Annotated in this window: 25 protein-coding genes, 2 pseudogenes and 1 riboswitch; of the genes and pseudogenes, 12 read left to right on the top strand and 15 right to left on the bottom strand. The window is 72.2% G+C overall.

Annotated features, from left to right (window positions below):
- Positions 1-46: 46 nt before the first annotated feature.
- The 5 genes from AMETH_RS15150 to AMETH_RS15130 all read right to left on the bottom strand — a co-directional run bounded on the left by AMETH_RS15150 (position 47) and on the right by AMETH_RS15130 (position 5,298).
- The gene (locus AMETH_RS15150; RefSeq protein WP_017988116.1) at positions 47-1,027 is read right to left on the bottom strand and encodes a VWA domain-containing protein; all 981 of its coding nucleotides are present in this window, start codon (positions 1,025-1,027) and stop codon (positions 47-49) included.
- Positions 1,024-1,977 carry a DUF58 domain-containing protein gene (locus AMETH_RS15145; protein ID WP_017988115.1) on the bottom strand — a complete coding sequence of 318 codons (954 nt, stop codon included), beginning with the start codon at positions 1,975-1,977 and terminating at the stop codon, positions 1,024-1,026. The genes AMETH_RS15150 and AMETH_RS15145 overlap by 4 nt, the downstream gene beginning before the upstream one ends.
- Positions 1,977-3,047, bottom strand: a complete 1,071-nt coding sequence (locus tag AMETH_RS15140) for an AAA family ATPase (RefSeq protein WP_017988114.1) — start codon at positions 3,045-3,047, stop codon at positions 1,977-1,979. The genes AMETH_RS15145 and AMETH_RS15140 overlap by 1 nt, the downstream gene beginning before the upstream one ends.
- Before the next feature lie 120 nt (positions 3,048-3,167).
- On the bottom strand, positions 3,168-3,713 hold the full coding sequence (gene mobA, locus AMETH_RS15135; RefSeq protein WP_038532135.1) for a molybdenum cofactor guanylyltransferase: 546 nt from the start codon (positions 3,711-3,713) through the stop codon (positions 3,168-3,170).
- Between the two features lie 232 nt (positions 3,714-3,945).
- The gene (locus AMETH_RS15130) at positions 3,946-5,298 is read right to left on the bottom strand and encodes an NlpC/P60 family protein (RefSeq protein ID WP_017988112.1); all 1,353 of its coding nucleotides are present in this window, start codon (positions 5,296-5,298) and stop codon (positions 3,946-3,948) included.
- Positions 5,299-5,447: 149 nt separating this feature from the next.
- Here AMETH_RS15130 and AMETH_RS15125 point away from each other — a divergent pair, with 149 nt between their 5' ends.
- The 5 genes from AMETH_RS15125 (at position 5,448) to AMETH_RS40150 (ending at position 10,906) form a co-directional block, all read left to right on the top strand.
- Positions 5,448-5,888, top strand: coding sequence for a hypothetical protein (locus AMETH_RS15125; RefSeq protein WP_017988111.1), 441 nt, complete (start codon positions 5,448-5,450; stop codon positions 5,886-5,888).
- The gene (locus AMETH_RS15120; protein WP_017988110.1) at positions 5,885-7,243 is read left to right on the top strand and encodes a flagellar basal body-associated FliL family protein; all 1,359 of its coding nucleotides are present in this window, start codon (positions 5,885-5,887) and stop codon (positions 7,241-7,243) included. Before AMETH_RS15125 ends, AMETH_RS15120 begins: the two co-directional genes overlap by 4 nt.
- Positions 7,244-7,427: 184 nt before the next feature.
- Complete coding sequence (locus AMETH_RS15115) at positions 7,428-10,241, top strand: aconitate hydratase (protein ID WP_017988109.1); 2,814 nt, start codon at positions 7,428-7,430, stop codon at positions 10,239-10,241.
- 162 nt (positions 10,242-10,403) lie between these two features.
- Positions 10,404-10,712: an MMPL family transporter gene (locus tag AMETH_RS40155; RefSeq protein ID WP_223843155.1), complete on the top strand. Its 309-nt coding sequence runs from the start codon at positions 10,404-10,406 to the stop codon at positions 10,710-10,712.
- Positions 10,700-10,906, top strand: coding sequence for a hypothetical protein (locus AMETH_RS40150; RefSeq protein WP_026154000.1), 207 nt, complete (start codon positions 10,700-10,702; stop codon positions 10,904-10,906). Before AMETH_RS40155 ends, AMETH_RS40150 begins: the two co-directional genes overlap by 13 nt.
- Here AMETH_RS40150 and AMETH_RS15105 read toward each other — a convergent pair.
- The 8 genes from AMETH_RS15105 to AMETH_RS15070 form a co-directional block, all read right to left on the bottom strand.
- Positions 10,878-12,113: an RNA polymerase sigma factor gene (locus tag AMETH_RS15105; RefSeq protein WP_017988107.1), complete on the bottom strand. Its 1,236-nt coding sequence runs from the start codon at positions 12,111-12,113 to the stop codon at positions 10,878-10,880. The genes AMETH_RS40150 and AMETH_RS15105 overlap by 29 nt on opposite strands.
- Complete coding sequence (locus tag AMETH_RS15100) at positions 12,110-12,433, bottom strand: YciI family protein (RefSeq protein ID WP_017988106.1); 324 nt, start codon at positions 12,431-12,433, stop codon at positions 12,110-12,112. The genes AMETH_RS15105 and AMETH_RS15100 overlap by 4 nt, the downstream gene beginning before the upstream one ends.
- A 36-nt stretch (positions 12,434-12,469) precedes the next feature.
- Entirely contained in the window at positions 12,470-13,090 is a 621-nt protein-coding gene (locus tag AMETH_RS15095) for a dihydrofolate reductase family protein (protein ID WP_017988105.1), read from the bottom strand.
- A 103-nt stretch (positions 13,091-13,193) separates the two neighbouring features.
- The gene (locus tag AMETH_RS15090) at positions 13,194-13,664 is read right to left on the bottom strand and encodes a nitroreductase family deazaflavin-dependent oxidoreductase (RefSeq protein ID WP_017988104.1); all 471 of its coding nucleotides are present in this window, start codon (positions 13,662-13,664) and stop codon (positions 13,194-13,196) included.
- A gap of 78 nt (positions 13,665-13,742) precedes the next feature.
- Positions 13,743-14,717: an L-histidine N(alpha)-methyltransferase gene (gene egtD / locus AMETH_RS15085; protein ID WP_017988103.1), complete on the bottom strand. Its 975-nt coding sequence runs from the start codon at positions 14,715-14,717 to the stop codon at positions 13,743-13,745.
- Positions 14,717-15,475, bottom strand: coding sequence for an ergothioneine biosynthesis protein EgtC (gene egtC / locus AMETH_RS15080; RefSeq protein WP_026153999.1), 759 nt, complete (start codon positions 15,473-15,475; stop codon positions 14,717-14,719). The genes egtD and egtC overlap by 1 nt, the downstream gene beginning before the upstream one ends.
- Before the next feature lie 2 nt (positions 15,476-15,477).
- Entirely contained in the window at positions 15,478-16,839 is a 1,362-nt protein-coding gene (egtB, locus tag AMETH_RS15075; RefSeq protein WP_017988101.1) for an ergothioneine biosynthesis protein EgtB, read from the bottom strand.
- Positions 16,836-18,089, bottom strand: coding sequence for a glutamate-cysteine ligase family protein (locus AMETH_RS15070; RefSeq protein ID WP_026153997.1), 1,254 nt, complete (start codon positions 18,087-18,089; stop codon positions 16,836-16,838). Before AMETH_RS15070 ends, egtB begins: the two co-directional genes overlap by 4 nt.
- A gap of 167 nt (positions 18,090-18,256) precedes the next feature.
- Between AMETH_RS15070 and AMETH_RS15065 the strand changes: the two genes are divergently transcribed.
- The 6 genes and pseudogenes from AMETH_RS15065 to AMETH_RS42575 form a co-directional block, all read left to right on the top strand.
- Positions 18,257-18,850 (top strand): TetR/AcrR family transcriptional regulator, encoded by a 594-nt coding sequence (locus AMETH_RS15065; protein WP_017988099.1) that lies wholly within the window; start codon positions 18,257-18,259, stop codon positions 18,848-18,850.
- Positions 18,851-19,041: 191 nt separating this feature from the next.
- Positions 19,042-20,373 (top strand): hemolysin family protein, encoded by a 1,332-nt coding sequence (locus AMETH_RS15060; protein WP_017988098.1) that lies wholly within the window; start codon positions 19,042-19,044, stop codon positions 20,371-20,373.
- Entirely contained in the window at positions 20,370-21,413 is a 1,044-nt protein-coding gene (locus tag AMETH_RS15055) for a hemolysin family protein (RefSeq protein WP_017988097.1), read from the top strand. The genes AMETH_RS15060 and AMETH_RS15055 overlap by 4 nt, the downstream gene beginning before the upstream one ends.
- Positions 21,413-22,273, top strand: coding sequence for a hypothetical protein (locus AMETH_RS15050; protein WP_017988096.1), 861 nt, complete (start codon positions 21,413-21,415; stop codon positions 22,271-22,273). Before AMETH_RS15055 ends, AMETH_RS15050 begins: the two co-directional genes overlap by 1 nt.
- A 339-nt stretch (positions 22,274-22,612) precedes the next feature.
- On the top strand, positions 22,613-23,548 hold the full coding sequence (locus AMETH_RS15045) for a substrate-binding domain-containing protein (RefSeq protein ID WP_017988095.1): 936 nt from the start codon (positions 22,613-22,615) through the stop codon (positions 23,546-23,548).
- Positions 23,549-23,711: 163 nt separating this feature from the next.
- A pseudogene (locus tag AMETH_RS42575) lies at positions 23,712-24,065 on the top strand (hypothetical protein); the annotation flags it as partial.
- A gap of 186 nt (positions 24,066-24,251) precedes the next feature.
- On the opposite strand, the pseudogene AMETH_RS15040 reads toward AMETH_RS42575, so the two are convergent.
- Positions 24,252-25,064 (bottom strand): annotated as a pseudogene (locus AMETH_RS15040) (helix-turn-helix domain-containing protein); the annotation flags it as partial.
- A gap of 79 nt (positions 25,065-25,143) precedes the next feature.
- Between AMETH_RS15040 and AMETH_RS15035 the strand changes: the two are divergent.
- On the top strand, positions 25,144-25,506 hold the full coding sequence (locus tag AMETH_RS15035; RefSeq protein WP_017988093.1) for a nuclear transport factor 2 family protein: 363 nt from the start codon (positions 25,144-25,146) through the stop codon (positions 25,504-25,506).
- Between the two features lie 161 nt (positions 25,507-25,667).
- A riboswitch (glycine riboswitch) is annotated at positions 25,668-25,768 on the bottom strand.
- Between the two features lie 42 nt (positions 25,769-25,810).
- On the opposite strand, the gene AMETH_RS15030 is transcribed toward AMETH_RS15035, so the two are convergent.
- A complete protein-coding gene (locus AMETH_RS15030; protein ID WP_017988092.1) occupies positions 25,811-26,377 on the bottom strand; it encodes a MerR family transcriptional regulator in 567 nt (188 codons plus the stop codon).
- Positions 26,378-26,564 lie beyond the last annotated feature (187 nt).

Raw genomic sequence — 26,564 nt, 5'->3', positions numbered from 1 at the left:
ACAAGGCCGAACGCTTCCGCGGCACCAACCTCAGCGCACAACAAACCTACGGCAGGCGCTGCCCCACGAACAGCGACGTACCGGCGGCGGCGACGAGGGCCAGCGTGCCGAGCAGGACCCACGGCCTGCTGGCGTCGGCTTCCTTCATCTCGTAGCCGATCTGCTCGCCGAGGTCGGCGTAGACCTCCTTGAGCTGCTCGGCAGAGCCGGCCTGGTAGAACTGCCCGTCGGAGAGGCGGGCGACCTCCTGCAGCGAGCCGTCGTCGACGTCCACGGGCACCTCGCGGCCGTCGATCTCGACGGTGCCGTGGCTGGTGCCGAAGGAGATCGTGGAGATCGGCACCTGCTGTTTGCGCGCCTCCTGCGCGGCGGTGAACGCGCCGCGCGGCGCGTACAGGTCGTCGGGCACGGTCTGCTTGCCGTCGCTCATCAGCACGATCCGCGCCGGCGGCGGCCCGTCGGCGCCGCCGACCACCGCCGAGAAACCCTGGATCGACTGCAGCGCCGCGTAGATGCCTTCACCGGTCGCGGTCGACTGGGCCAGCTTGAGGTTGTCGATCGCGCTGACCACGCTCTGCCGCTGGGTCGTCGGCGCCACCAGGACGGTCGCGGTGCCCGCGAACGACACCAGGCCCAGGTTGATGCCGGGCGTGAGGCCCTGCGCGAACTGGGTCGCCGCGTCCTGGGCCGCCTTGATCCGGGAGGGCTTGACGTCGGTGGCGTCCATGGACAGCGACACGTCCACCACCAGCATGACGGTGGCGCGGTTGCGCGGCACCTTCTGCTCCGCGGTGGGCCCGGCCAGCCCGACGGTCAGCAGCAGCAGTGACACGATGATCAGCGCGGCAGGCACGTGCCGCGGCCAGCCCTGCGAGCGGGGCGCAATGCGGTCGAGCAGTTCCAGGTTGGTGAACCGCATGGTGCGGCGCCGACGGGCGCGCTGCGCCAGCACGTAGCCGACCGCGACCGCGGCGACCACGAACAGCAGCAGGAACCACCAGGGCGCGCTGAAACCGGAGAGGCTCATGCGACGCCTCCGCTCCACCGCCGCTTGCGCGCCACCACGAACCGCACGGTGTCGGCGATCCAGTCGGAGTCCGTGCGCAGCACCAGGTGCGCCGCCCCGGCCTGCCGCAGCGCCCGCGCCACCTGGTCGCGGTGGGCCTTCGCGGCGGCGGCGAACTCGCGCCGCAGCAACGCCGAGGCCCGCACCTCGCGTTGTTTGCCGGTCTCCGGATCGGCCAGCACGACCGTGCCCACCTCCGGCAGGTCGACGTCGCGGGGGTCGATCACCTCGATGCCGATGAGGTCGTGCCGCGCGGACAACGCGCGCAGCGGGCGCTGCCATCCGGTGCCGCCGAGGAAGTCGGACACCACGACGACGAGGCCGCGGCGGCGCGGCGGGCGGCGCAGCTGCTCGACCATGGCGGCGAGGTCGCCTCGGGTACCCTCGGCCGCGCGTGGCATCTCGGCGATCTTGCGCAGCAGATTGCGGGCGTGCGCGCGGCCACCGCGGGCCGGGACGCGTTCGGTCTGGTCCCCGTTGGAGAAGACCGCGCCGAGCCGGTTGCCACCGCCGCCGGTCAGGTGCGCGATCGCGGCGACCGCGCACACCACCAGGTCACGCTTCTCGGACAGTGCGGTGCCGAAGTCGAGGCTCGCGGACAGGTCGGCGGCGACCCAGGTCTCCAGCTCGCGGTCGGCGACCGTCTCGCGGATGTGCGGCTCGGTGGTGCGGGCGGTGACGGCCCAGTCCATGCGGCGCACGTCGTCGCCCGGCTGGTAGGGCCGCGCCTCGCCCGGCTCGGATCCGGGGCCGGGCACGAGGCCGAGGTGGTTGCCCTGCAGCAGGCCGTCGAGCCGGCGGCGCACCTCGAGTTCGAGCATGCGCAGGCCGGCGTCGAGCCGTTCACCGCGGAGCACGGGCGGCGCCCACGCGGGCCGGGCGCTGCCGTCGCCGGTGTTTCCCCTGGCCACTACCGCCCCGGGGTCCCGTTCGGCAGCGGCTGGGCCGGGCCGCCCTGTGGCCGGGCGGAGACCTGCGGCAGCGGCACGGTCTGCAGCACGCGGGTGATGATGTGGTCCAGGGGCACGGCGTCGGCGAGCGCGTCGTAGGACAGCACGAGCCGGTGGCGCAGCACGTCCGGCACGACATCGACGACGTCCTGGGGCAGCACGTAATCGCGGCCGCGGACGAGCGCGAGCGCGCGGGCGGCGGCGATGATGCCGAGGCTGGCGCGCGGCGAGGCGCCGTAGGACACCCAGCCCGCGACGTCGGTGAGACCGTGCTCGGCCGGGGTGCGGGTGGCCAGTACCAGGCGCACCACGTAGTCGACGAGCGAGTGGTGCACGAACACCTTCGCGGCAGCGTCCTGCAGCCGGACCAGCTCGGCCGGGCTGAGGACCTCGTGCGGCTCCGGCGGCGTGACGCCCATCCGGTAGATGATCTCGCGCTCCTCCTCGGCAGAGGGGTAGTCGACGATGATCTTGAAGAGGAACCGGTCGCGCTGCGCCTCCGGCAGCGGGTAGACGCCCTCGTTCTCGATCGGGTTCTGGGTCGCGAGCACCAGGAACGGGTCGGGCATCGGGAAGGTCTTGCCGCCGATGGAGACGTGCCGTTCGGCCATCACCTCGAGCATCGCGGACTGCACCTTGGCCGGCGCGCGGTTGATCTCGTCGGCGAGGACGAAGTTCGCGACGACCGGGCCGAGCTCGACGTCGAACTTCTCGCTGCCCTGCCGGTAGATGCGGGTGCCGAGGATGTCGGCCGGCACCAGGTCGGGTGTGAACTGGACGCGGGAGAACGAGCCGCCGACGACGCGGGCGAGGGTCTCCACCGCGAGGGTCTTGGCCACGCCCGGCACACCCTCCAGGAGCAGGTGCCCCTTGGCCAGCAGGCCCACCAGGAGCCGCTCGACGAGCCGGTCCTGCCCGACGATCACCCGCTTGACCTCGAACACGGTGCGCTCGAGCAGCTGCGCGTCCCGCGCGGGGGTCGCGGACTGCTGTTGCCCGTTCGCGCCCTCCGGGTAGCGGGGCTCGGTCACGGTTCCCTCCTCGCTCACGTTCACCTCTGCGCTGCGACCGTACTAGCCGGCCGGGCACGGGAGGTGGCCACGGTAGTCAACTCGCTCAGCGGTGTGACGACTGTGAACTGCCGACGGGGCTCAGACGAGGCGGTCGAGGTCCTGCGGCGTGTCGACGTCGGCGCACTCCCCCGGCGCGGCAGGCACCTCCACGATCTCCAGGTGGCCGAGCACGCGCCGCAGGGCCGCGCCGTGCGGTTCGGCGGGCAGGGCGGCGCGCAGGCTCGCGGTGCGCCACACGCCGATGAGCCACTGGCGGCGGCCGGTGTCGTCGGTGAGCAGCGCGCCGTCGGTGTCGCCGAGCGCGACGGCGAGTCGCTCCACTGTGGACGGTGTGACGCCGGCCAGATCCCCGGCGAGCAACACGACCCGGCTCGCGGAGACGTGCCGGAGACCCGCGGCGACGGCGGCGACCGGCCCGCCGCCCGGCGGGTCCTCGCGCGCCCAGTGCACCCCCGTGATCCCGTCCCGCACCGGCCCCACCACGACGACCGGATCGGCGCCGGCCACCGCGGCCAGCGCGCGGTGCAGCAAGGGCCGCCCGCCGACCGGCAGCATGGGTTTGTCCACACCGGACATCCGGCGAGCGGAGCCTCCCGCGAGCACGACGGCGGCCAGGTCGGTCACGCCGCCCAGGCTAGCCCCGCCGGCGCCGGGGTGTCTGACAGAGGTTCCGGCAGGTAGCTCGTGCGCCACCATTCCGCACCAGCCACCGCGAACTCCGCAGCCGCCGGGACGGGCGACCCCGCCGCCGGGCACCGCCCCGCCGCCGGTAGCGACCGCCACCAACGCGCGCCTGACAGAAGCTCCGACGGGTAACCGCTGCGCCGCCGTTCCGCGTCAGCCGCCGCGACCACCGCTAGCCGACCAGGCGCGTCGCGAACGGCAGGATGTCGCCGTAGCGCACCCGGGTCACGCGCACGGTCAGGCCGGACTGCGGGGCCTCGATCATCATCCCGTTGCCGAGGTACAGCGCCACGTGGTGGATGCCGCCGCGGCCCCAGAACAGCATGTCCCCCCGCCGCATCTGCGCCAGCGGCACCCGCCGCCCGGAGGTGTACTGGTAGCCGCTGTAGTGCGGCAGCGCCTTCACGCCGGCGAAGGCGTAGATCATCAGCCCGGAGCAGTCGAACCCGACCTTGCGGTAATCGCCGTAGGCGTCGGCCACACCACCGTCGCGGATGCCGCGCGTGGGGCCGTAGGCGTTGCCTCCGCCCCACGCGTATGGCACGCCGAGCTGCGACATCGCCCGCGCGACGACCCGCTCGATCGTCGCCGACGATGAACCCGACGCGACCGGCGGCGGCGACGGCCTGCTGTTGTTCCCGCCGCCGCTGGGCTGCGAGTTCGAGGCCTGCGCCGCGGCCAGCGCCGCCTGCCGCGCCTGTTCCTCGTCCTCGCGTTGCTTCTGCGCGAGCCAGTCGTCGTAGCGCTGCCGCTGCCCCTGCAGCCCGCTGACCCGCTGCTGAGCCTCGAACAGCTGCTGCTCGACCGTGGTCTTCTGCGCCACCAGCTGCGCGTTCTGCGCCGCCTGGTTCTGCTGGGCCTGCACGGCGGCGGCCTGCGCGGAATCGGCGGTAATCTTCGCCTGCGCGGCCTGGTCCTGCGCCTGCTGGGCGAGCTGCAGCGCCTGGCGCGCGGCGGCGTCCTTGTTGGACTTGTCCGTCTGCGCCTGCTGCATCATCTCCAGCGCGTTGAGCTGGCTGCCGCTGACAGCTTCCAGCAGCTGGGCGCGGGCCAGCAGGTCCTTCGGGCTGGTCGCGCCCAGGTAGGCCGAGATCGACCCCATGGTGCTGCCCTGCTGGTAGCTGCTGGAGATGAACGCGTCGAGGTTCGCGCGGGCCGCGTCGATCTGGGCCTGCGCGGCGTCGGCCTCGCGTTTGGCCGCGTCCGCGTCGCGCTGCGCCTGGTCGGCCGCGTCCTGCGCGGTCTGCAGGTCGACCAGCGCCTTGTTGGCCTCTTCCATGCGCAGCTCGACGGTGCTCTGCAGCTCGTCGAGCCGCGACTCGGCCTCGGCGAGCTGGTTGGTCAGCTGCCCGACCTCGCCGGCCTTGGCGTTGGCATCCCGCTGGCTCGCGCTGATCTCGGAGTCGCTCGGGTTCGGCGGCGGTGGCGGCACCGCGGCGGCCGGCCCGGTCGCGATCGACACCACCACGAGCGCCAGCGCTGCGGCCCCCAGCCAGCGGCGCGCTCTCCGGCCCTGGTCAACCACGCCCTCGACTCCCTCCCGCGGACAGACTTCCCCACTACATCGCGAACTGTGCCACCCGAGTCACTCGCAGACCAGGTGTCACACGCGGCACAGCTGCAACTTTCACCCCAACCGGGGATCCTCCGGGCGTTCCGGCGCGTCGGAGGGGCGTGCAGAGATCGCGAGTCGGCCCAGCCGTCGCCACGCTGGGCCTGGCCCTGGTGGTGGCGGGCACGTTCCTGCCCTGGTTCCGGTCGGGGTCGGTGAGCCGGAGCAGCTACGCGGCGGCCGGGCTGGCCGACCGGCTGGCGCTGCTCGACGACCCGCTCGCCGGCACGGCGCTGCGGGCCTGGGTGGCGGTCCCGGCGCTGGCGGCGGCGTGCCTGGTGCTGCTGGTCTGCGGTCTGGCGCGCACCGGCGCAACGTTGACGGCCCTGCTGGCGATTACCGGGGGAACCGTCGCGCTGATCGCCACCGTCCAAGGGGGCGGAACCGCGGGGGTGGTCTCCGTCGCCCTGGCCGGGCCGATGACCACGCTCTGCGGATCCGCCCTCGCGCTGGCCGGCGCGGTCGGCACCTTCATCACGGCGAGAGCAGGTAGGACACGGTGAGCACGCCTCCCCACGATGGTCAATGGCCGTACCAGCAGAACCAGTACCCCGGGCAGCAGTACCCGCAACAGCCGTACGGGCAGCAGCAGTACGGACAGCCCTACACGCAGCCGTTCCAGCAGCTGCCGCCGCAGCAGCCGCCGAAGCGGGGACGCCGCGGCCTGATCATCGGGCTGGTGGTCGCGCTGATGGTGCTGCTCGGCGGCGGCGGCACGTGGTTCGCGCTGTCGCAGCGTGATTCGATCGCCTCCGGCGCGGCCACCCCGACCGAGGCGGCGCGGAACCTGGCGACCGCGCTGAGCGGCAACGACGTGGTCGGCATGGTCGGCGCGCTCGCGCCCGCCGAGTCGAAGCTGCTCACCGAACCCATCGGGCAGACCACCGACGAGCTCAAGCGTCTGGGCATCCTCAAGGCGGACGCCGCCCCGGAGGCGCTGACCGGGATGCAGGTCAAGGCCGAGAACCTGACGTTCGACGAGGCCGGTGCCGAGCAGGTCAACGACCACCTGACGATCACCAAGCTCACCGGCGGGACGATCACCGTGACCGCCGACCCGTCGAAGCTGCCGCTGTCGGACAAGCTGATTGAGCAGATGCCCGCCGGCGAGGGCCCGCAGACCGAGACGATCGACATCGCCGAAGAGGTCGCCGACTCCGGCGAGCCGGTCCGCATCGCCACGGTCAAGGTCGACGGCGAGTGGTACCCGAGCCTGCTCTACACGATGGCCGACTACGCCCTGCGGGACGCGAACGAGCAGTGGCCGTCCACCTCGATCCCGGCGCGTGGCGCGAGCAGCCCGAACGAGGCGGTCAAGCAGCTCGTGCAGGCCGCGCTCGACGCCGACGTCACGCGCGTCATCGAGCTGCTGCCGCCGGACGAGATGGCGGTGCTGCACGACGCCGGTCCCGCGCTGGTCGCCGCCGCGGCGGAGGACGCGGAGCCCAGCGGCGCGAAGCTGCTCGACCTGCGGACCGAGACGTCCGAGGTGCCCGGCGGCACCCGCGCCACCGTCACCCACGTGCAGATCGAGAGCCCGGACGGCGAGACCTACACCGTGACGAAGAAGGGCGACTGCTACGAGGCGACCGGCGAGGGCCGCACCGAGGAGCTGTGCGCCGACTACCTGACGGACACCATCGAGAACGAGGTCGGCTCGTCGGTGCCCGAGGAGGTCACCCAGGTCCTGCAGCACCTGTCGAGCGGCATCCTCGGCCAGGGCCTCGGCGTGATCACCACCGAGGTCGCCGGGCAGCACTACGTCAGCCCGCTGCGCACGTTCAACGAACTGGGCCTGACCGTGCTGCGCAGCCTGCAGCCGGAGGACATCACCGCGCTGCTGCGCCTGGCGGAGTAGCGCGAAGCAGATCACACCGCTGCCTGGGCGGGTCGCGTTGAAGTCAAAAAAGGACAAGCGTACTGTTTGCCGTGTGGGAGCCTGCGCCGTCCCCGCGTCTGCGGACGCGAGCCGCGTGCGCCAGACTCGCGACAGACAGACCCGAACCGAACTGACGGCGACGACCCTGCCCAGGGAGTTAGACGTGACCGCACCAGCCAGCAAGGACAGCTTCGGCGCCCGCGACACCTTGAAGGTGGGTGACGCCTCGTACGAGGTGTTCCGCCTGGACAAGGTGTCCGGGTCCGAGAAGCTGCCCTACAGCCTGAAGATCCTGCTCGAAAACCTCCTGCGCACCGAGGACGGCGCGAACATCACCGCCGACCACATCCGCGCGCTGGGCAACTGGGACCCGACCGCCGATCCGTCGATCGAGATCCAGTTCACCCCGGCCCGCGTGATCATGCAGGACTTCACCGGTGTCCCCTGCGTGGTCGACCTGGCCACCATGCGCGAGGCCGTCACCGACCTCGGCGGCGACCCGGACAAGGTGAACCCGCTCGCCCCGGCCGAGCTGGTCATCGACCACTCGGTGATCATCGACGTGTTCGGCCGCGCGGACGCCTTCGAGCGCAACGTCGAGATCGAGTACGAGCGCAACCGCGAGCGCTACCAGTTCCTGCGCTGGGGCCAGGGCGCCTTCGACGAGTTCAAGGTCGTCCCGCCGGGCACCGGCATCGTGCACCAGGTCAACATCGAGCACCTGGCGCGCACGGTGATGGCCCGCAACGGCCAGGCCTACCCCGACTCGTGCGTCGGCACCGACTCGCACACCACGATGGTCAACGGCCTCGGCGTGCTGGGCTGGGGCGTCGGCGGCATCGAGGCCGAGGCCGCGATGCTGGGCCAGCCGGTGTCGATGCTGATCCCGCGCGTCGTCGGCTTCAAGCTGACCGGCGAGATCCCGGCCGGCGTGACCGCGACCGACGTGGTGCTGACGATCACCGAGATGCTGCGCCGCCACGGCGTGGTCGGCAAGTTCGTCGAGTTCTACGGCGAGTCCGTCGCCCAGGTGCCGCTGGCCAACCGCGCCACCATCGGCAACATGAGCCCGGAGTTCGGCTCGACCGCGGCGATCTTCCCGATCGACGACGAGACGATCCGCTACCTCAAGCTGACCGGCCGCTCGGCCGAGCAGGTCGCGCTGGTCGAGGCCTACGCCAAGGAGCAGGGCCTGTGGCACGACCCGAGCCGCGAGGCGTCCTACTCCGAGTACCTGGAGCTGGACCTGTCGACGGTGGTGCCGTCGATCGCAGGCCCGAAGCGCCCGCAGGACCGCATCGAGCTGACCGACGCGAAGTCGGCGTTCCGCAAGTCGGTGCACGACTACGTCGAGGAGCAGCACCCGACGCCGCACACCAAGGTCGACGAGAAGGTCGAGGAGTCCTTCCCGGCCAGTGACGCGCCGAGCCTGTCCTTCGCGGACGAAGATGTTGCTGTCGCGGTTCCTACTGCAGCGAACGGCGCGTCCGGCCGCCCGTCGAAGCCGGTCACGGTCCGCTCCGGGGACCGCGGCGAGTTCGTGCTCGACCACGGCGCCGTGGTGATCGCCTCGATCACCTCCTGCACCAACACCTCCAACCCGTCGGTCATGCTGGGCGCCGCCCTGCTCGCCCGCAACGCGGTGGAGAAGGGCCTGTCGGTCAAGCCGTGGGTCAAGACGTCGATGGCGCCGGGCTCGCAGGTCGTCACCGACTACTACGAGAAGGCCGGCCTGTGGCCGTACCTGGAGAAGCTGGGCTACCACCTGGTCGGCTACGGCTGCACCACCTGCATCGGCAACTCCGGCCCGCTGCCCGAGGAGATCTCGGCCGCGGTGCAGGAGAACGACCTGACCGTCGTGTCGGTGCTGTCCGGCAACCGGAACTTCGAGGGCCGGATCAACCCGGACGTCAAGATGAACTACCTGGCGTCCCCGCCGCTGGTCATCGCCTACGCGCTGGCCGGCACGATGGACTTCGACTTCGAGGAGCAGCCGCTCGGGCAGGACACCGACGGCAACGACGTCTTCCTGCGCGACATCTGGCCGTCGCCGCAGGAGATCCAGGAGACCATCGACTCGGCGATCACGCAGGAGATGTTCTCCAAGGACTACGCCGACGTGTTCGACGGTGGTGAGCGCTGGAAGTCGCTGCCCACCCCGGAGGGCAAGACCTTCCAGTGGGACCCGGAGTCGACCTACGTGCGCAAGCCCCCGTACTTCGAGGGCATGCAGGCCGACCCGGAGCCGGTCACGGACATCAAGGGCGCCCGCGTGCTGGCGAAGCTGGGCGACTCGGTGACTACCGACCACATCTCCCCCGCCGGCGCGATCAAGGCGGACTCGCCTGCCGGCCGCTACCTGGCCGAGCACGGCGTGGACCGCAAGGACTTCAACTCCTACGGCTCCCGGCGCGGGAACCACGAGGTGATGATCCGCGGCACCTTCGCCAACATCCGGCTGCGCAACCAGCTGCTGGACGACGTGCAGGGCGGCTACACCCGCGACTTCACGCAGGAGGGCGCGCCGCAGGCGTTCATCTACGACGCCGCGCAGAACTACGCCAAGGCCGGCATCCCGCTGGTCGTGCTGGGCGGCAAGGAGTACGGCTCGGGTTCGTCGCGGGACTGGGCCGCCAAGGGCACCCGGCTGCTCGGCGTGCGCGCCGTGATCGCCGAGTCGTTCGAGCGGATCCACCGGTCCAACCTGATCGGCATGGGCGTCATCCCGCTGCAGTTCCCGGAGGGCGAGTCGGCCTCGTCGCTGGGCCTGGACGGCACCGAGACGTTCGACTTCGAGGGCATCACGAAGCTCAACGAGGGCGAGACGCCGCGGACGGTCAAGGTCACCGCGACCAAGGAGGACGGCACCAAGGTGGAGTTCGACGCCGTGGTGCGGATCGACACCCCCGGTGAGGCGGACTACTACCGCAACGGCGGCATCCTGCAGTACGTGCTGCGCAAGATGACCCGCGCCTGACGGTTTTCGCTGTAGAAGCGCCCGCGAGCCCCGCTCGCGGGCGCTTCGTTTCGTCGCGCCGTCCGCGACTCCCCCGGCAAGCGCGTAGTCGCCAGGAGCCGCGCCGTATAGGTCGTTATACGACGCTCACGGGATGACGGGCTCCAGGTACCGCCGCAAAGCGTGCTTGAGCTCGCGGATCCAGATCTCCCGCTCCTCCTCCGCGGCGCTCACCACCGGCCGCTCGGGTTCACCCCGGCGGGCACGCTGGAGACGAGCATCCCGATCCTGATGTTCTGCGTCGCCTACGGCCTGTCCATGGACTACGAGGTGTTCGTGACCTCGCGCATCCGGGAGGAGTACCTGCGCACCGGCGACACGAACGGCTCCGTCGCCGCCGGGGCGCAGCGCAGCGCTCCGCTGGTCACCACCGCGGCCGCGATCCTCGCGCTGTCGTCGCGACCTACACGACCGGCGGCGTGGTGTACCTGAAGATGCTGGGGCTGGGCATGTTCGTCACGGTCCCGGTCGACGCCACCCTCCTGCGCGGCGCGCTGCTCCCGGCGTTCATGCGGCTGGCCGGCCGGGCGAACTGGTGGACCCCGGCGTTCTACCGGCGGCGCCTCGCCCGCACCGCGCCCGAGCCCGCTTCCGGCGCTACCGCAGCTGGTCGCGGCGGCGCGTGAGGTAGGCGAACTCGGCGGTGTTGCCTGCCAGCTCGATCGCCTTGTCGTAGGCCGCGCGCGACTCCTGACCGCGGCCGAGCCTGCGCAGCAGGTCGGCGCGGGTGGCGTGGAAGGCGTGGTAGCCGGCCAGCCTGGGTTCGAGGCGGTCGGCGGCGGCGAGCGCCACCTCCGGGCCGTCGAGTTCGGCGACCGCGACGGCCCGGTTGAGCGCGATGATCGGCGAGGGGTCGAGCCGGACGAGCTGGTCGTAGAGGGCGAGGATCTGTGACCAGTCGGTGTCGCGGATGTCGCGGGCGGAGGTGTGCACGGCGTTGATCGCGGCCAGGATCTGGTAGCGGCCCGGCGCCACCCCGGCCGCGGCGGCGGCGAGGCGCTCGCGCACCAGCCGGTGGCCCTGGGCGATGAGCGCCGCGTCCCAGGCCCCGCGGTCCTGCTCGTGGAGGGGTACCAGCTCGCCGCCCGCCGACACCCGCGCCGGTCGGCGCGCCTCGATGAGCAGCATCAGCGCCAGCAGCCCGGCCACCTCGCCGTCGTCCGGCAGGAGGGCGCGGATCAGGCGGGTGAGCCGGATCGCCTCGGCGGTCAGGTCGTCGCGCACCGGGTCGGCGCCGGAGCCGGTGGCCAGGTAGCCCTCGTTGAACACCAGGAACAGCACCGCGAGCACGCCGGACACGCGGGCCGGGAGGTCCTCCGCCGCCGGTACCCGGTACGGGATGCGGGCAGCCTTGATCTTGGCCTTCGCGCGGGTGATCCGCCGCTCCATCGCGGTCTCGGCCACCAGGAACGCGCGGGCGATCTCGCGCACGGTCAGACCGCCGACCATGCGCAGCGTCAGCGCGACGCGGGCCTCCACCGCGAGCGCGGGGTGGCAGCAGGTGAAGATCAGCCGGAGCCGGTCGTCGTCGATGACGCCGAGGGTCCCGGGTGGTTCGTCGTCGTGCACCATCCGGGCCTCCTTCTGCTTGTCGTCGCGTTTGTTCTCGCGCCGGATGCGGTCGATGGCCTTGCGGGTGGCGGTGGTGGTCAGCCAGGCGCCGGGGTTGGGCGGCACCCTGTCGGCAGGCCACCGCTCGACCGCGGTCGCGAACGCCTCGGCGGCCGCCTCCTCGGCGATGTCGAGGTCGCCGAAGCGCCGGGTCAGTGCGGCCACCACCCGGGCCCACTCCTCGTGGTGGGCCCGGGTGACCGCCTCGCGCGCGTCCGTCACCGGAACGGCCGCACCTCGATCTTGCGGTCGCAGACCTTCGAGGCCTCGGTGGCGAGTTTCAGCGCGACGTCGAGATCGGGGACCTCCCAGATCCAGACCCCGGCGAGGTACTCCTTCGATTCGACGAAGGGCCCGTCGCTGAACACCGCCTGCTCGCCCCGGTTGTCGACGACCGTGGCCGACTCGGTGTCCGCGAGCCCGCCCGCGAAGACCCAGTGGCCCTCGGCGATCAGGCGTTCGTTGAACTCGCTGATGGCCGGCTGCCGGTCCGTCCGGCCAGGGTTTTCCTTGTCGTCGATGACGGAAACCAGGTACTGCATCCGGGGATCAACTCCTGTGGTGTCGGTGGGCGGGTTTCAGGCGGCCGGGTACTGCGGGCGCCCGGCGGGCCGGTAGACCTGGATGGTCACGCCCTTCGAGTCCGTTCGCGAATCGGCCAGGTCGAGCGCGAGATCGGGGCCGGCGTCCGGGAACAGCCGCGCGCCCTGGCCGAGAACCACCGGGATCACGATCAGGGTCATCTCGTCGACCAGGTCGTTGGCCAGCAGCCACCGGGTCAGGGCGCCGCTTCCGTGCACCTGCAGCTCGCCACCCGGCTTGGCCTTCAGGTCCGCGACGGCCGCGGCCAGGTCGCCGCCCAGGACGGTGGTGCCCGGCCACGCCGGGTCGGTCAGAGTCGTCGAGGCGACGTACTTGGGCCGGGCGTTCAGGGCGCGCCGGACGGGCTCCCAGCCGGGGACGTCCGCGTCCGTACCGGACCCCCACGAGGCGGCGAACAGCTGGTAGGTCCGCCTGCCGAACAGGAACGCGTCGGCGCGCTGGTAGGTCTGCTTGATCAGCGCGTGGGTGCCGGCGTCGCCCTTGCCCAGCGCCCAGCCGCCGCGGTCGAACCCGGCGCGGCGGTCCTCCTCCGACGCGCCGCCGTTGCCCTGCATCACGCCGTCGACGGTGATCTGGGTCATGGTCGTCAGTTTCATGGTCGCGGTTCCTCCACCTCGGCGCCGCCCCGTTCGCGGGCAGCCTCGCCCTGACCACGAACACGACCACCCGGATCCGACACCGCCCCCGGGATTTTTTTCGCTACCGGCGGGTGAGCAGGAAGATCGGCAGCTCGCGGCCGGCGGCCAGGCGTTCCATCTCGTAGCCGGGCCAGAAGTCGAGGAGGCGCTGCCACATCCGGTCGTAGTCCTCGCCCTTCACCGGCTGCGCGGTGACCGGGATTTCCTTCCCCCGGATGGCCACCGTCGCCTCGGCGTGCTCGCGCAAGTTGAAGGTCCAGCCGGGGTCGCGCGGGCGGCCCCAGTTGGAGCCGACGAGCACGAAACCGTCCTCGTGCGGGAAGTACAGCAGGTTCGTGCTGCGCGGCAGTCCGCTCTTGCGCCCCAGGGTGGTCAGCCGCAGCGACGGCAGGCCCGCGATGCCGACCAGGGTCACCCGGCCGTCGAACCAGCGGTGCAGCCGCTTGTCCGCCCAGATGATGACCTTCGCGAGCCGCAGCAGCCACGGGCGGGTGCCCAGCCTGCGGGCCAGGAACGGGAGCGGGTTCTTCACGACCCCTATTGGACCACCCACCCGCACCCGCCACCGGGCACCCCACGCTGCGGCACCGGTCACGATCGAGCAAAGCCCCTAGCTCATCGCGCGGGCCAGGGACACCCCGAACCGTCCCCCGGCGTCGGTCCACCAGTGCTCGACCTCGAAGCCGGCGTCGGCCAGTTCCGCGGTCACGCCTTCGCGGCGGAACTTCGCCGAGATCTCCGTCCGGATGTGCTCGCCGGCCTCGAACGAGACCTCCAGGCCCGCTCCCGGGATCGACACCCGCATCGCCTCCGGGGCGCGCAGCCGCATCTCGATCCACTCGTTCCCGGCGTCCCAATGGGCCACGTGCTCGAAGGCGTCCGGGTCGAAGTCCGCGCCCAGCACCTCGTTGACCACCCGCAGCACGTTACGGTTGAACTCCGCCGTCACCCCGGCCGCGTCGTCGTAGGCGCGGACCAGCGTCTCCGGGTCCTTGACCAGGTCGGTGCCCAGCAGGAACCACTCGCCCGCGCCCAGCACGTCCCGCACCGACCGCAGGAACTTCCCCCGGTCGGCGGGCAGGAAGTTGCCGATCGTGCCACCGAGGAACGCGACCAGCCGCGGCGGCTCGCCGGGCAGCAGGCCGAGGTGCTCAGTGAAGTCGCCGACCACCCCGCGCACGTCGAGCCCCGGGTAGTCGGCCTGGATCGCCTCCACCGCCTCGGCCAGCGCGGCCTCCGACACGTCCAGCGGCACGAACGTGCGGAGGCTGCCGTGCTCGCGCAGCCCGTCGAGCAGCAGCCGGGTCTTCTCGCTCGATCCCGAGCCGAGTTCGACCAGCGTGTGCGCGCCGGTGATCTTCGCGATGCCGGCGGCCTCCCGCGCCAGCACCTCGCGTTCGGCCCGGGTCGGGTAGTACTCGGGCAGCGCGGTGATGTCCTCGAACAACCGGCTGCCCGCCGCGTCGTAGAACCACTTGGAGGGCAGCCACTTCTGCTCGGCCGACAGCCCCTCCCGCACATCCGCGCACAGCGCCTCGGCGATCTCGGTGGCGCCGCGGTGGATGTCCAGTTCGGACTCGGTCATCAGGGAACACTCCGATCGGCGTTGAGGGGAATGACTTCGACGGCGCCGTGCCGGGCCGCCACGAGGTGCCGGTCGGGCACCTCCGACCAGCCGGGCGCGTCGTCGAGCGGTTCGGACGCGAAGAGGACGGCCTCGCCCTCGACCCGCACCGACAGGGCGTGGGTCCAGGCGGTGCCGACGAGGACGGTGCCGTCGGTGAGCAGGAAGTTCAGCCGCGACCCCGGCGCGGCGCGCTCGACCTTGGCGATCAGGTCGGCCACCGCGCCCACGGGGTCCTCCCCCGCCTCGAGCCGCTCCCGCAGCAGCGCCCACAGCACCGCCGAGTCGGTGGGCGCCTCCAGGGTCATCAGGTCGGTGACCGGCAGCTTCCCGGCCAGCGTGGCGAGGCTGTCCGGCCAGCCGCGCACCGTCCCGTTGTGGCTGAACAGCCACCGGCCGCCGGTGAACGGCGCGCACGCGCCCTCCCCGGACGGCATCCCGGTGGTGCCGTTGCGCACCGCGGCGACGAACGCTCCACTGTGGACCGACCGGGCCAGCCGGGGCAGGTCCTGGTCGCTCCACAGTGGAACCGGGCGCCGGTACCGCACCGGCTCCGGACCGTCGCCGAACCAGCCCAGCCCGAACCCGTCGGCGTTGACCACACCGCCGCCGCGCATGTCCCGCGGCACGTAGGTCTGCCGCAGCAGCGAGTGCGGCGCGTCGAACACCGGCTCGGCCGGCGAGCGCGGCGGGCCAAGGTAACCCAGGTGGCGGCACACCGTCAGGCCCGCTCGCCCGGCGCGGCGTCCCGCGCGCAGCGGAACCCGGCGAAGATCTGCCGCCGGATCGGGTAGTCCCAGTTGCGGAACGTGCCGCGGACCGCCGCCGCGTCGGTGCCGAACGAACCGCCGCGCAGCACCTTGTACTCGGGCCCGAAGAACACCTCCGAGTACTCCCGGTACGGGAAGGCGCGGAAGCCCGGGTAGCCGGCGAAGTCGGTGCTCGTCCACTCCCACACGTCGCCGATCAGCTGGTGCACGCCCAGCGCCGAGGCGCCCTTCGGGTACGCGCCGGCCGGTGCGGGCGAGAGGTGCCGCTGGCCCAGGTTCGCGTGCTCGGGCGTGGGATCGTCGTTGCCCCACGGGTACCGCCGGGACTCCCGCGTCGCCGGGTCGAACCGGGCGGCCTTCTCCCACTCCGCCTCGGTGGGCAGCCGCTTGCCCGCCCAGGCGGCGTAGGCCTCGGCCTCGTAGTAGGACACGTGCACCACCGGCTGGTCTGCAGGCACCGGCTCGTGCACGCCGAAGCGGACCCGCCACCAGCCGTCCGGCTCGCGGCGCCAGAACCGAGGCGCGGTAATGTCGTGCTCGGTGCGGTACGCCCAGCCCGCCGCGCTCCACAGCTCACGCCGGTCGTAGCCGCCGTCTTCGAGGAACTCCACGTACGCCCCGTTGGTCACCGGCACCGTGTCCAGGTGGAAGGCGTCCACCTCGACCTCGTGGGCCGGGCGCTCGTTGTCCAGCGCCCACGGCTCCAGCGAGGTGCCCATGACGAACGGCCCGGCCGGAACGAAGACCTCGCCGGGCAGTGGCCCCGATCGCGCCGCCGGCGGCGCGGGCGCGTGCAGCACCGGATCGCCCTTGCGCAGCTGGTGGGTGGCCAGCATGGTCTCGTCGTGCTGCTGCTCGTGCTGGGTGATCATGCCGAAGGCGAACCCGGCCTCGGTGAGCGGGCGGCCGGTCATCGGCGCGCGCTCCAGCACGTCGAACGCCTTGGCCCGCACCTCGGCGACGTAGGCGCGCGCCTCGGCCGGCCCCAGCAGCGGCAGCGAGGGCCGGGAAGCACGCGGGTGCTGGAAGGCGTCGTAGAGGTCGTCGATGTCGGGCCGCAGCGGCTCCCGGCCGCCCACGTCCCGCACCAGCCACAGCTCTTCCTGGCTGCCGATGTGCGCGAGGTCCCACACCAGCGGCGACATCAGCTTCGAATGCTGGCGGACGAGGTCGTCGTCGTCCACCGCCGCGGTCAGCGCGGTGCTGCGGGCGCGCGCCCGCTCCAGCGCGCCGGCCGCACGGGAACGCAGCGCCTCGTCGGACAGTTCACGCACCGGATTCGGCGCTTCGGTCAACGGCGACACGTCGGTCATCTCGTCCCCTCCCCGGCGTGCGCGAGCCGCTGCACGCCTTCGCTGATCCGGTTGACGGTCTCCTCGGGCAGGTCGGTGCGGGCCAGCTCGGCGCACCCGAGGTCGGCGACCTCGCGCGCCACCGCCGCCATCCGCGGGTCGGCCATCCCGGCGCGCGCGGCGCGCTCCCACTCGCCGTCGACGGGCGCGCACACCTCGCGCACCCGGTCCACTGTGGAGGGACGGTCGAGCAGGGCGGTCAGCAACGCGACCGGGTGCAGCCAACGCTGCCGCGGCTGGGCGTCGAGGTAGCGGACCTCCAGGTAGCCGTGCGGCCGCACCGGGGTGAACATCGTGGTCAGGTGGTAGTCCAGATCGGCCGTGGTCGGCCGCCGCAGGACCCGCCCGGCGCCGCGGCCCGCGGCCCAGTCGGCGAAGGTGAGGCCCTCCGGCGCGTCCCACGGCCCGTCGCCGCGCCGCACCACCAGCAGGGGGGTGTCCATGATGCGGCGCGACCAGCTCGCCGCCGGGTCCGGGCCGCACGCGGCCGCGGAGGTCCGGCACGCTTCGGTGGCCATCACCGCGAGCCAGCGGGCCGATGCCGCACCGGTGTCCCGCCCCGCGTGCCGCCGTGAGTTGGCGAACAACGCGAGCAGTGGCGGGCCGAGGGCGTGGACGGCGGCCCACCGGGCGGCGAACGTGTCCGCCTCCCCGGCGTCGACGCAGATCTGCAGGCCAGCGGTGCTGCACATCATCGTCACGCCGCCGTCGCCCCTCGGGGCGAACCGGCGTTCCATCGCGGCGTAACGGGGGGTGTCGAGCAGCCGGGCGGGGGCGCGGTGGGCGTCGGTGCCGTCGTCGCGCAGGACGAACCCGTGGCGGGCGAGCAGTTCGGTGAGGTGAGCCAGATCGGCGGCCACCACGTCGGCGAGCTCGCGGAGCGAGGCCTGTGGCAGGGCGGAGATCTCCACCTGGCCGCCGGGTTCGAGAGTCAGGGGCGAGCCGGCCGGCAAGGGCCTGGCCGGACTCTCGGGACTGAGGGTGCGCGGGGCGTGCGGGCCGAGCGCACGGGCGAGATCAGCACGATCGAGTGGTCTTCGCAGGTCGTCCGCGTAGTGCACGGTGTACTCGAGCTCCACGCCGAGCAGGCGGGGTGGCCCGTGCTTGAAGCACACGGACGCCACGTACGCCTCACCCTCGGCGCGGTCGGAGACCACCTTCGCCGCCACCGCCCCGCCGGGAGCGGGTGACGTGGGCCGGACCGCTGTCATATCGTGTCCAATCGCCGGGATCACTCGCTTTCGGACGCTACACGCGGGTGCCGACAATTTTCAGGGTTGACCGGGGGCCGTTCGCGACTACCGGCAAGACATCCGTAAGAATTGCAGTAAGTACGTACGGTTTGCGAAAGCCGGGCCCACGGTGTCAGGATCTAGCCATGCCCCGGGTCAGCCAGGACCACCTCGAAGCGCGCAGGCGCCAGATCCTCGACGGATCCCGCGTCTGCTTCGCCCGGTACGGCTACGAGGGTGCCACGGTGCGCAGGCTGGAGGAAGCGACCGGGCTCTCCCGCGGCGCGATCTTCCACCACTTCCGCGACAAGGAGTCGCTCTTCCTCGCCCTCGCGGAGGAGGACGCGGCCCGGATGGCCGACGTGGTCGCGCAGCAGGGCCTGGTGCAGGTGATGCGCGAACTGCTCGCCGAGGGCAGCGACCACCCCGCGGACTGGCTGGGTACGCGGCTGGAGGTCTCCCGGCGGCTGCGCACCGACCCGGAGTTCCGCGGCCGCTGGGCCGAGCGCTCGCACCAGCTGACCGCCGCCACCCGGCAGCGCCTGCTGTGGCAGCGCCAGGCGGGCAACCTCCGCGACGACGTCGACGTGGACGTGCTCACCGCCTACCTGGAGCTGGTCCTGGAGGGCCTGGTGTCACACCTGGCGATGGGCCTGCCCGCCGACGACCTCGGCCCCGTGCTCGACCTCGTGGAGGAGAGCGTGCGGCGGCACCGGGTGCGCGCCTCGGCCGACTCCTGACACGCTCACCAGCGCCGACGCCCTCGTACGCGCGCACGGACAGGTATCATGGCGTACACATTCACAGCCAACTCCCAAGGAGTGACTTCTTTCGTGCGCGACGCGCAGTCACCTGGTGACAGTACGAAGCCGGGTGATCGACCCGGCTTGCCAGAGCACCTCCCCGGCCCGGTTCAGGACCGTGACGGCCGATGACGGAAGTGCTCCTCTCCGTTCTCGGAGTCCTCTTCTTCGTACTGCTCACCGTCGGCACCGGTCTCGCGGTGGCCGCCGAGTTCTCCCTCACCGCGCTCGAGCGCAGCACCGTCGAGGCGCACGTCCGCCAGGTCGGTGACAAGCGGGCGCGCACCGTCCGCAAGGCGCATTCGACGCTGTCGTTCCAGCTCTCCGGCGCGCAGGTCGCGATCACGCTGACCACCCTGGTCACCGGGTACGTCGCGGAGCCGCTGATCGGCAACCTGGTCCGCCCGCTGCTCACCGCCGCCGGCATGTCCGAGGGCTTCGCGGGCGGCGCCTCGCTCGTCCTCGCCCTGCTGCTGGCGACCATCCTGTCGATGGTGCTGGGCGAGATGGCGCCCAAGAACCTCGCGGTGGCCAAGCCACTGGAGACCGCGCGGGCCGTGATGGGCTACCACTCGCGGTTCTCGGCGCTGTTCCGCTGGCTGATCACGCTCATGAACAACAGCGCGAACTGGCTGGTCCGCAAGTTCGGCATCGAGCCGCAGGAGGAGCTGCGCTCGGCGCGCTCCCCGCAGGAGCTCGGCTCGATCGTGCGCACCAGCGCGGAAAGCGGCACCCTCGACACCTCGACCGCGCAGCTGCTGGACAAGTCGCTACGGTTCGGCGACCGCACCGCGGAGGAGCTGATGACCCCGCGCGTGCAGGTCGAGTCGCTCACGGTCGGCGACACGATCAACGACCTCGTCGAGCTGTCCCGGCGCACCGGCCACTCCCGTTTCCCGGTCTACACCGAGGACCTGGACGACGTGCAGGGCGCGGTGCACGTGAAGCAGGCGTTCACCGTGCCCGCCGCCGAGCGGGGCACCACGCGGATCGCGTCGATCATGCGGCCGGTGCCCACCGTGCCGGAGTCGCTGCCCGGTGACGCGCTGCTGTCCCGGCTGCGGGACTCGCGCTTCCAGGTGGCGATGGTCGTCGACGAGTACGGCGGCACGGCGGGCCTGGTGACGCTGGAGGATGTGGTCGAGGAGATCATCGGCGACGTCCGCGACGAGCACGACACCGGCGAGGCGCCGTCCTCGCAGCAGGTCGGCTCCGACACCTGGCTGGTCTCCGGCCAGCTGCGCGCCGACGAGGTCACCGAGGTCACCGGTTTCCGGATGCCCGACGGCGACTACGAAACCATCGCCGGCCTGATGCTGGAGCGGCTCGGCCGCATCCCCGAACCCGGTGACTCCACCGAGGTGGACGGCTGGTGCCTGACCGTGTCCGAAATGGACCGGCTGCGCATCGCCGAGGTGAGCCTGCGGCCGCTGGCCGGGCGGACGGAGGTGGCGCGGTGAACGACTGGCTCGCGATCTTCCTGATCGTCGTCCTGCTGCTGCTGAACGCGTTCTTCGTGGGCGCGGAGTTCACCCTGATCTCCTCGCGCCGCGACCGGCTGGAGGCCCTGCTGGAACAGGGCAAGACCCGGGCGCGAATCGTCATCAACGCGAGCAAACACGTGTCGCAGATGCTCGCCGGCGCCCAGCTGGGCATCACGATCTGCTCGCTGATCCTCGGCCGCCTCGGCGAACCCGCGGTGGCGCACCAGCTCGAGGGGTTGTTCGGGCTGCTCGGGCTCCCGGACGTCGTGCTGCACACGGTGTCCTTCGCGATCGCACTGGCGTTCATCACCATCCTGCACGTGCTGATCGGCGAGATGGTGCCGAAGAACCTCGCCATCGCCGAGCCGGAGCGGCTGGCGCTGTGGCTGGTGCCGATCCACGTGGCGTGGGTCAAGCTCGCCAACCCGTTCATCTGGCTGCTCAACGCCATGGCCAACGCGCTGCTGCGGCTGGTCCGGGTGGAGCCGAAGGACGAGCTGGAGACCGCCTACACCTCCGACGAGCTGGCCGAGCTGCTGTCCGAATCGCGCCGGGAGGGCCTGCTGGAGCAGTCCGAGCACGAGCGGCTGAGCCAGACGCTGTCGTCGGTAGAGAAGACCGTCGCCGATGTCCTGGTGCCCACCGCCGAGCTGACCACGCTGCCGAGCACGCCGACGGTGGGCGACGTCGAGGAAGCGGTCTCGTCGACGGGCTTCTCGCGGTACCCGCTGCGGTCGGCGAGCGGTGAGCTGATCGGGTACCTGCACGTCAAGGACGTGCTCGACCAGATCGGCGAGGCCCCGGGGAGCCGGGTGCCCGCGGACAAGACGCGGCCGCTGACCGACCTGCCCGCGCACGCCCGCCTCGACGAGGCCCTCTCCGCGATGCGCCGCGAGGGCAGCCACCTGGCTCGTGCCCGCGGCGCGGACGGCACGATCATCGGCGTGGTCGCCCTGGAGGACCTGGTCGAGGAGTACGTGGGCACGGTGCGCGACGGGACGCACGTGACGGCGTGATGCGGGTTCTGGCCGAGGACGAGTGGCGGGCCTGGCAACGCGACCACGTCGCGCGGGTCCGCCGCTGGACCGGCCCCTACCAGGAGCGCCGGTCGCGGGGCGAGAAGCACCCGGTGCACGACTTCCTGTTCCAGTACTACCCGCACCGCCCGGCGCACCTGGAACGGTGGAGCCCGGGGCCCGGTGTGGTGCTGATGGGGGCGCGCGAGTTCCTGGCGCGGCCGGACTTCCGGGAGACCGGCGGCGGCGTGGCGCTCGGTGACCTGCCCGCCAAGCGGGTGCCGACGGTGCGGGCGTTGCTCGTGCTGCTGGAGGCCACCGCGTCCCGCCCGCCGCGGCTGAGCTGTTTCGGGCTGCACGAGTGGGCGATGGTGTACCGGCAGGCGCCCGGGCAGGTGCGCCACAACCAGCTGCCGCTGCGGCTGGGCGCGGCCGGCACCGACACGGTCGTCGAGTCGCTGGAGCTGCGCTGCGGGCACTACGACGCGTTCCGGTTCTTCACCCCGCCAGCCCGGCCGCGCAACGCGCTGGAGCCGTCCCGGAAGCGGCAGGTGGAGCTGGAGCAGCCGGGGTGCCTGCACGCGAACATGGACCTGTACCGGGCGGCGTTCAAACTCGACCCGTTCGTGCCGTCCGAGCTGGTCGCGGACTGCTTCGAGCTGGCAGTGGAGATCCGCGAACTGGACATGCGGGCGAGCCCGTACGATTTATCGGGACTGGGCTACTCCCCCGTGCGGATCGAGACCGCACGGGGGCGGGCGGAGTACGCGCGTGCCCAGGCGGCGTTCGCCGCCCGGGCGGAGCCGCTGCGCGCTCGGCTGATCGAGCACTGCCGGACGCTCCTCGCACAAGGGCAGTAACGCTCAGTCCTGCGATTTTCGTGGGTTCATCACGTTTCGCTAACGACGAACCCCTGTTAGGGTGAACGTCGTTTGTCGGAGCACACGGAGAGTTGAGGAAGAGCACGCATGGGGCGACACAGCAGGGGCGACGACCCCGCTCACGGCCGTCCTGAGGCTGGGGAGCCGACGGGGTACCGGCAGGCGGCGCCGCGGCCGGGCGAGGCCGTGGGTGCCTTTCCAGTGGATCCCGGCTCAGCGAGCGGGTACCAGCGCATGCCCGGGGGTGCTCCTGGCGATGGTCCCTACGGGGCGACCGCTGGTGTTTCCCACGGCGTGGCCCCCGGTTTTTCCCACGGCGTGGCCCCTGGTGTTCCCGCGGGCGGCCGGACTCCTCCCGTCGAGGCGGGCAGTCGCCGCGTCGGCGGTTTCGCCGCGCCCGGTGAGACGACCGGCGGCCGCCGCGCCGTCGGCACCATCGAATCCACCGGCAGCCGCCGCGCCGTGGGTGCCTCCGAGTCCACCGGCAGCCGCCGGGCGGTAGGTGAGTCCAGTGGCTACCGGCGTGGCCGCGCGGGCGAGAGCACCGGCACCCAGCGCATCCTGGCCGTGGACGGCCGCCCGCAACTGGGCCGCCGCCGGGCCGGGGCGGGCGAAACGACCGGCTCCCACCGGATCGCGGCGCCCGGGGAGGCCACCGGCTCGCACCGCGTCGTCGGCGAGGCCAAGCGCGGCATCGCGAAGTGGCCGATCGTCGCCGGGGTGTTCGTCGTGCTCCTCGTGCTCGGGATCCTCGGCTGGGGCTGGGCGGACAGCATCGTCGCCAACCGGGCCGAGGCCCAGGCCAGCGCGTGCGCCGAAGGCGACTCCAACCTGAACGTCGTCGCCGCCCCGTCGGTGGCCCCCGCGGTGACCGCCGCCGCCGAGCGGTGGAACCAGGCGAGGACCGTCGTGCACGCGCACTGCGTCCACGTCCAGGTCCAGGCCATCGACGATCAGCGCGTCCTGCTGGCGCTCACCGGCCGCGGCAACCTCGACTCGATCGGCGGCCAGCCCGCGGTGTGGATCCCGGAGACCACGGCGACGATCACCGAGCTGACCACCGCCCGGCCGACCCTGCTGACCTCCCCGGCCGAGCCGCTCGCGGCCAACGCCCCCGCCGACTACCCGTGCGCGGTGCTCACCGCCGAAAACGTCGACGAGGTCCAGCAGCGCGCCTCCCAGAGGTTCCGCAACTACCTCCAGGAACCGGCGCAGCAGGCCGACTTCACCCGCCTGCGCAACCCCGGCGCGTAGGGCGAACCGCTGCGAACCACCGCCCGCAACGGGCGGCTTCGCCGATCCTGGTTCACAGTCGCGGCACAGCTCACGCACCGGTGACCGCACAGGTCACCCCGGTTGACTCGACGCCGTCCGGACCTCAGCGGAGCCGAGGGAGTTCCTGGGTGGCAGGCGCGTCGTGCTGGTGGTGCTCGCGATCGTCGTCGTGGTGGACCAGTCGGCCAAGTGGTGGGCGTGGCGGCACGTGCCCGGCACGCTGATCAACAGCGGCGGCAGCTACCTGGTCGGCGAAGCGATCGGCGGCTGGTACCGCGACCCGCTCGCCGGCGCGCTCCTCGACCTCCTCGGTGCCGCGGGGCTGGGCCTCGCCACGGCTGCGCTCGTCCGGCGTCCCCGGCCTACCTCGGTCCTCGTCCCGGCCGCGCTGGTCCTCGCCGGGTGGGCGAGCGACCTGCTCGACCGCCTCGGCCTGCACTTCCTGACCGCGCCGGGCAGCGTCCGCAGCGCGGTGGACTTCATCCCGGTCGGCGACTCGGTGTTCAACCTCGCCGACGTCGCCATCACGGCGGGGACCGCGCTGCTCGCGGTGGCCGCCGGGCGCAGGCTCGTCCGGCTGCCCCTGCGCCCGGTGGCCCGGCTCGGGCTGCTCGCGGGCGCGGTGGGCCTGGTCGCCATGGTGGGCCTGGGCGCGGCGCAGGACACCGGGGTGACCAGCGCCGCGCTCACGCCGGCCGGTGAGTACCTCGCGGGTGGCCGCGTCGGCCGGGTAGAACGACTCGATCACCAGCTCGGCCAGCGTGACGTCCAGCGCGGTGCCGAAGGTGGCCACCACGGACAGCAGGGTCAGCTCGGCGTCGCCGCGACGCAGCCGCACCGGCACGAACACCGAGCCGGCCGGGGCCTCGTCCACCGGGTCGTCGCACGGGTACCCGCTCACCTCGGCCAGCAGCTCCGCCAGTCCGGGGTCGCCGGTGATCTCCACCTGCCGCCGCAGCCGCCCGAGCAGCTCGGCCCGCCATTGCCCCAGGTTGATCACGTGCGGGGCGAGGCCGCGGGGGTGCAGCGCGATCCGCAGCACGTTGGCGGGCGGTTCCAGCAGCGCGGGGTCGACGATGTCGGTCAGCAGGGTGATGCCGCTGTTGCTCTCGACGAGGTCCCAGTTGCGGTCCACGACGACGGCCGGGTACGGCTCGTGCCCGGCGAGCAGGTGCCGGACGGCGTCGAGCGCGGCGCCCAGATCGGGCAGCGGGGTCTCCGGAAAGACCGGCGCGTAGCCGGCGGCCAGCAGCAGCCGGTTGCGCTCCCGCAGCGGCACCTCCAGCCGCTCCCCCAGGCGCAGCACCATCTCGCGGCTCGGCCGGGACCGGCCGTTCTCCAGGAAGCTGAGGTGGCGCGTGGAGATCTCGGCGGACAGGGCGAGGTCGAGCTGGCTGAGCCTGCGGCGTTCCCGCCACTGCCGCAACTGCTCGCCCACGGGGCGCTGCACGGTCGTCACTCGTGCGAAGTTACGGGGCGCGCACGGCGCCGCCATTACCTCCCGCGTAATCGACGGGCCGCGCGATCCGGGCGATGGTGATCAGGTCACACCGAGTGCAACCAGGAGGAATCCGATGACCGACTACACCGCTCTCGCCCAGGGCTACATCGACGTCTGGAACGAGACGGACGCGGACAAGCGCCGGGCGCTGGTGGAGGAGCTGTTCACCCCGGAGGCGCTGTTCACCGACCCGATCGGCTCGGTGCGCGGCACTGCCGCGATCGACGAGTTCATCGGCGCGGCGCAGGCGCAGTTCGCGGGGCTGGAGTTCAGCCTCGGCGGCGCCGTGGACGGCCACCACGACCAGGCCCGGTTCATGTGGCACCTGAGCGCGCCGGGTGCCACGGAGCCGCTCGCGATCGGCTTCGACGTCGTGGTGGTCGAGGACGGCCGGATCGAGCGGCTGCTGGGCTTCCTCGACAAGGTGCCCAGCTGACGCGGATCCGCCAGCCGGCCCGGAACCCCCAGTTCCGGGCCCTCCCCACTCTGTCGTGCCCCGTGAGGGCGCCTGAGAGGTTCACCCGAGTGTTGAGCCGGGCTTGCACCTTCGGCGGGGCCGGACGTAGTTGTGCCCGTCGGCCCGCTTTCCAGAGGCGTCTCGTCCGCGCGGTCCAGGGTGCCTGAGAGGTTCCGGGGAGGCTTTGCTCCTTCGGCGCCGGGCGCGCTGGTGGTGGCCCGGTCTCTCCCGCGCGGCTTCAGCGACCGCGTTCAGTACCCTACTCCCCGGTTCAGGGAGACGATCATCCGGTCCGGCGTGCGTTGCGGCGCTGCGTGAGCTCGTCCGGAACTACCGGTTCGATCGCGCCGCCGTCGGCGCGCTCGGCCGGGAACTCGTGGATCGTGCCGCTGATCTCCTGCATCGGGACCTTCACCGCGATGCCGAACACACCCTGGCCGCCCTGGAGCAGATCCACGATCTCCTCCGGCGAGGTGCACTCGTAGACGGTGGTGCCGTCCGAGACCAGGGTGACTTTCGCCAGGTCGCGTGCCCCGCGCTTGCGCAGGTGCTCGACGGCGACACGGATGTTCTGCAGCGAGACGCCCGTGTCGAGTAAACGCTTCACGATCTTGAGGGCGAGGATGTCCTTGAACGAGTACAGCCGTTGCGAACCCGAACCGTGCGCCGTGCGGATGCTCGGCGCGACCAGCCCGGTGCGCGCCCAGTAGTCCAGCTGCCGGTAGGTGATGCCGGCGATCTGACAGGCCGCGGGACCCCGGTATCCGACCAGCTCGTCAGGCAGGGACGAGTCCGGGAAGAGCTCACCCTGCTCCCCGGGCACGACCTGAACCGGCCCTTCGTCGACCACGCATGCCTCCCCTCGCCCGGCCGTGCGGCCGGTCGAAACAAGCACCCGGGGCCCTGGAGTAGGACCCGCGGCAGTGGCAAACCGCTCCGGCGCCCCAGTGACCGCGCCGCGGCCGAATCACACCGAAGCGATTTACCGCCATCGACGGTATGCGCGGGCGCGCGCCCGGTCAACGCGACGCGCGGCC

This window comes from Amycolatopsis methanolica 239 (assembly GCF_000739085.1).
GTDB lineage: Bacteria > Actinomycetota > Actinomycetes > Mycobacteriales > Pseudonocardiaceae > Amycolatopsis_E > Amycolatopsis_E methanolica.
The sequence above is the reverse complement of the archived record's forward strand: the minus strand, read 5'-3'. Positions and strand labels throughout refer to the sequence as shown.

Coding starts and splice junctions, on each gene's coding strand:
- AMETH_RS15150 (WP_017988116.1), bottom strand. CDS start 1,027: ATGAGCCTCTCCGGTTTCAGCGCGCCCTGGTGGTTCCTGCTGCTGTTC.
- AMETH_RS15100 (WP_017988106.1), bottom strand. CDS start 12,433: ATGCAGTACCTGGTTTCCGTCATCGACGACAAGGAAAACCCTGGCCGG.
- AMETH_RS15095 (WP_017988105.1), bottom strand. CDS start 13,090: ATGAAACTGACGACCATGACCCAGATCACCGTCGACGGCGTGATGCAG.
- egtD (WP_017988103.1), bottom strand. CDS start 14,717: ATGACCGAGTCCGAACTGGACATCCACCGCGGCGCCACCGAGATCGCC.
- egtB (WP_017988101.1), bottom strand. CDS start 16,839: ATGACCGACGTGTCGCCGTTGACCGAAGCGCCGAATCCGGTGCGTGAA.
- AMETH_RS15070 (WP_026153997.1), bottom strand. CDS start 18,089: ATGACAGCGGTCCGGCCCACGTCACCCGCTCCCGGCGGGGCGGTGGCG.
- AMETH_RS15065 (WP_017988099.1), top strand. CDS start 18,257: ATGCCCCGGGTCAGCCAGGACCACCTCGAAGCGCGCAGGCGCCAGATC.
- AMETH_RS15060 (WP_017988098.1), top strand. CDS start 19,042: ATGACGGAAGTGCTCCTCTCCGTTCTCGGAGTCCTCTTCTTCGTACTG.
- AMETH_RS15050 (WP_017988096.1), top strand. CDS start 21,413: ATGCGGGTTCTGGCCGAGGACGAGTGGCGGGCCTGGCAACGCGACCAC.
- AMETH_RS15035 (WP_017988093.1), top strand. CDS start 25,144: ATGACCGACTACACCGCTCTCGCCCAGGGCTACATCGACGTCTGGAAC.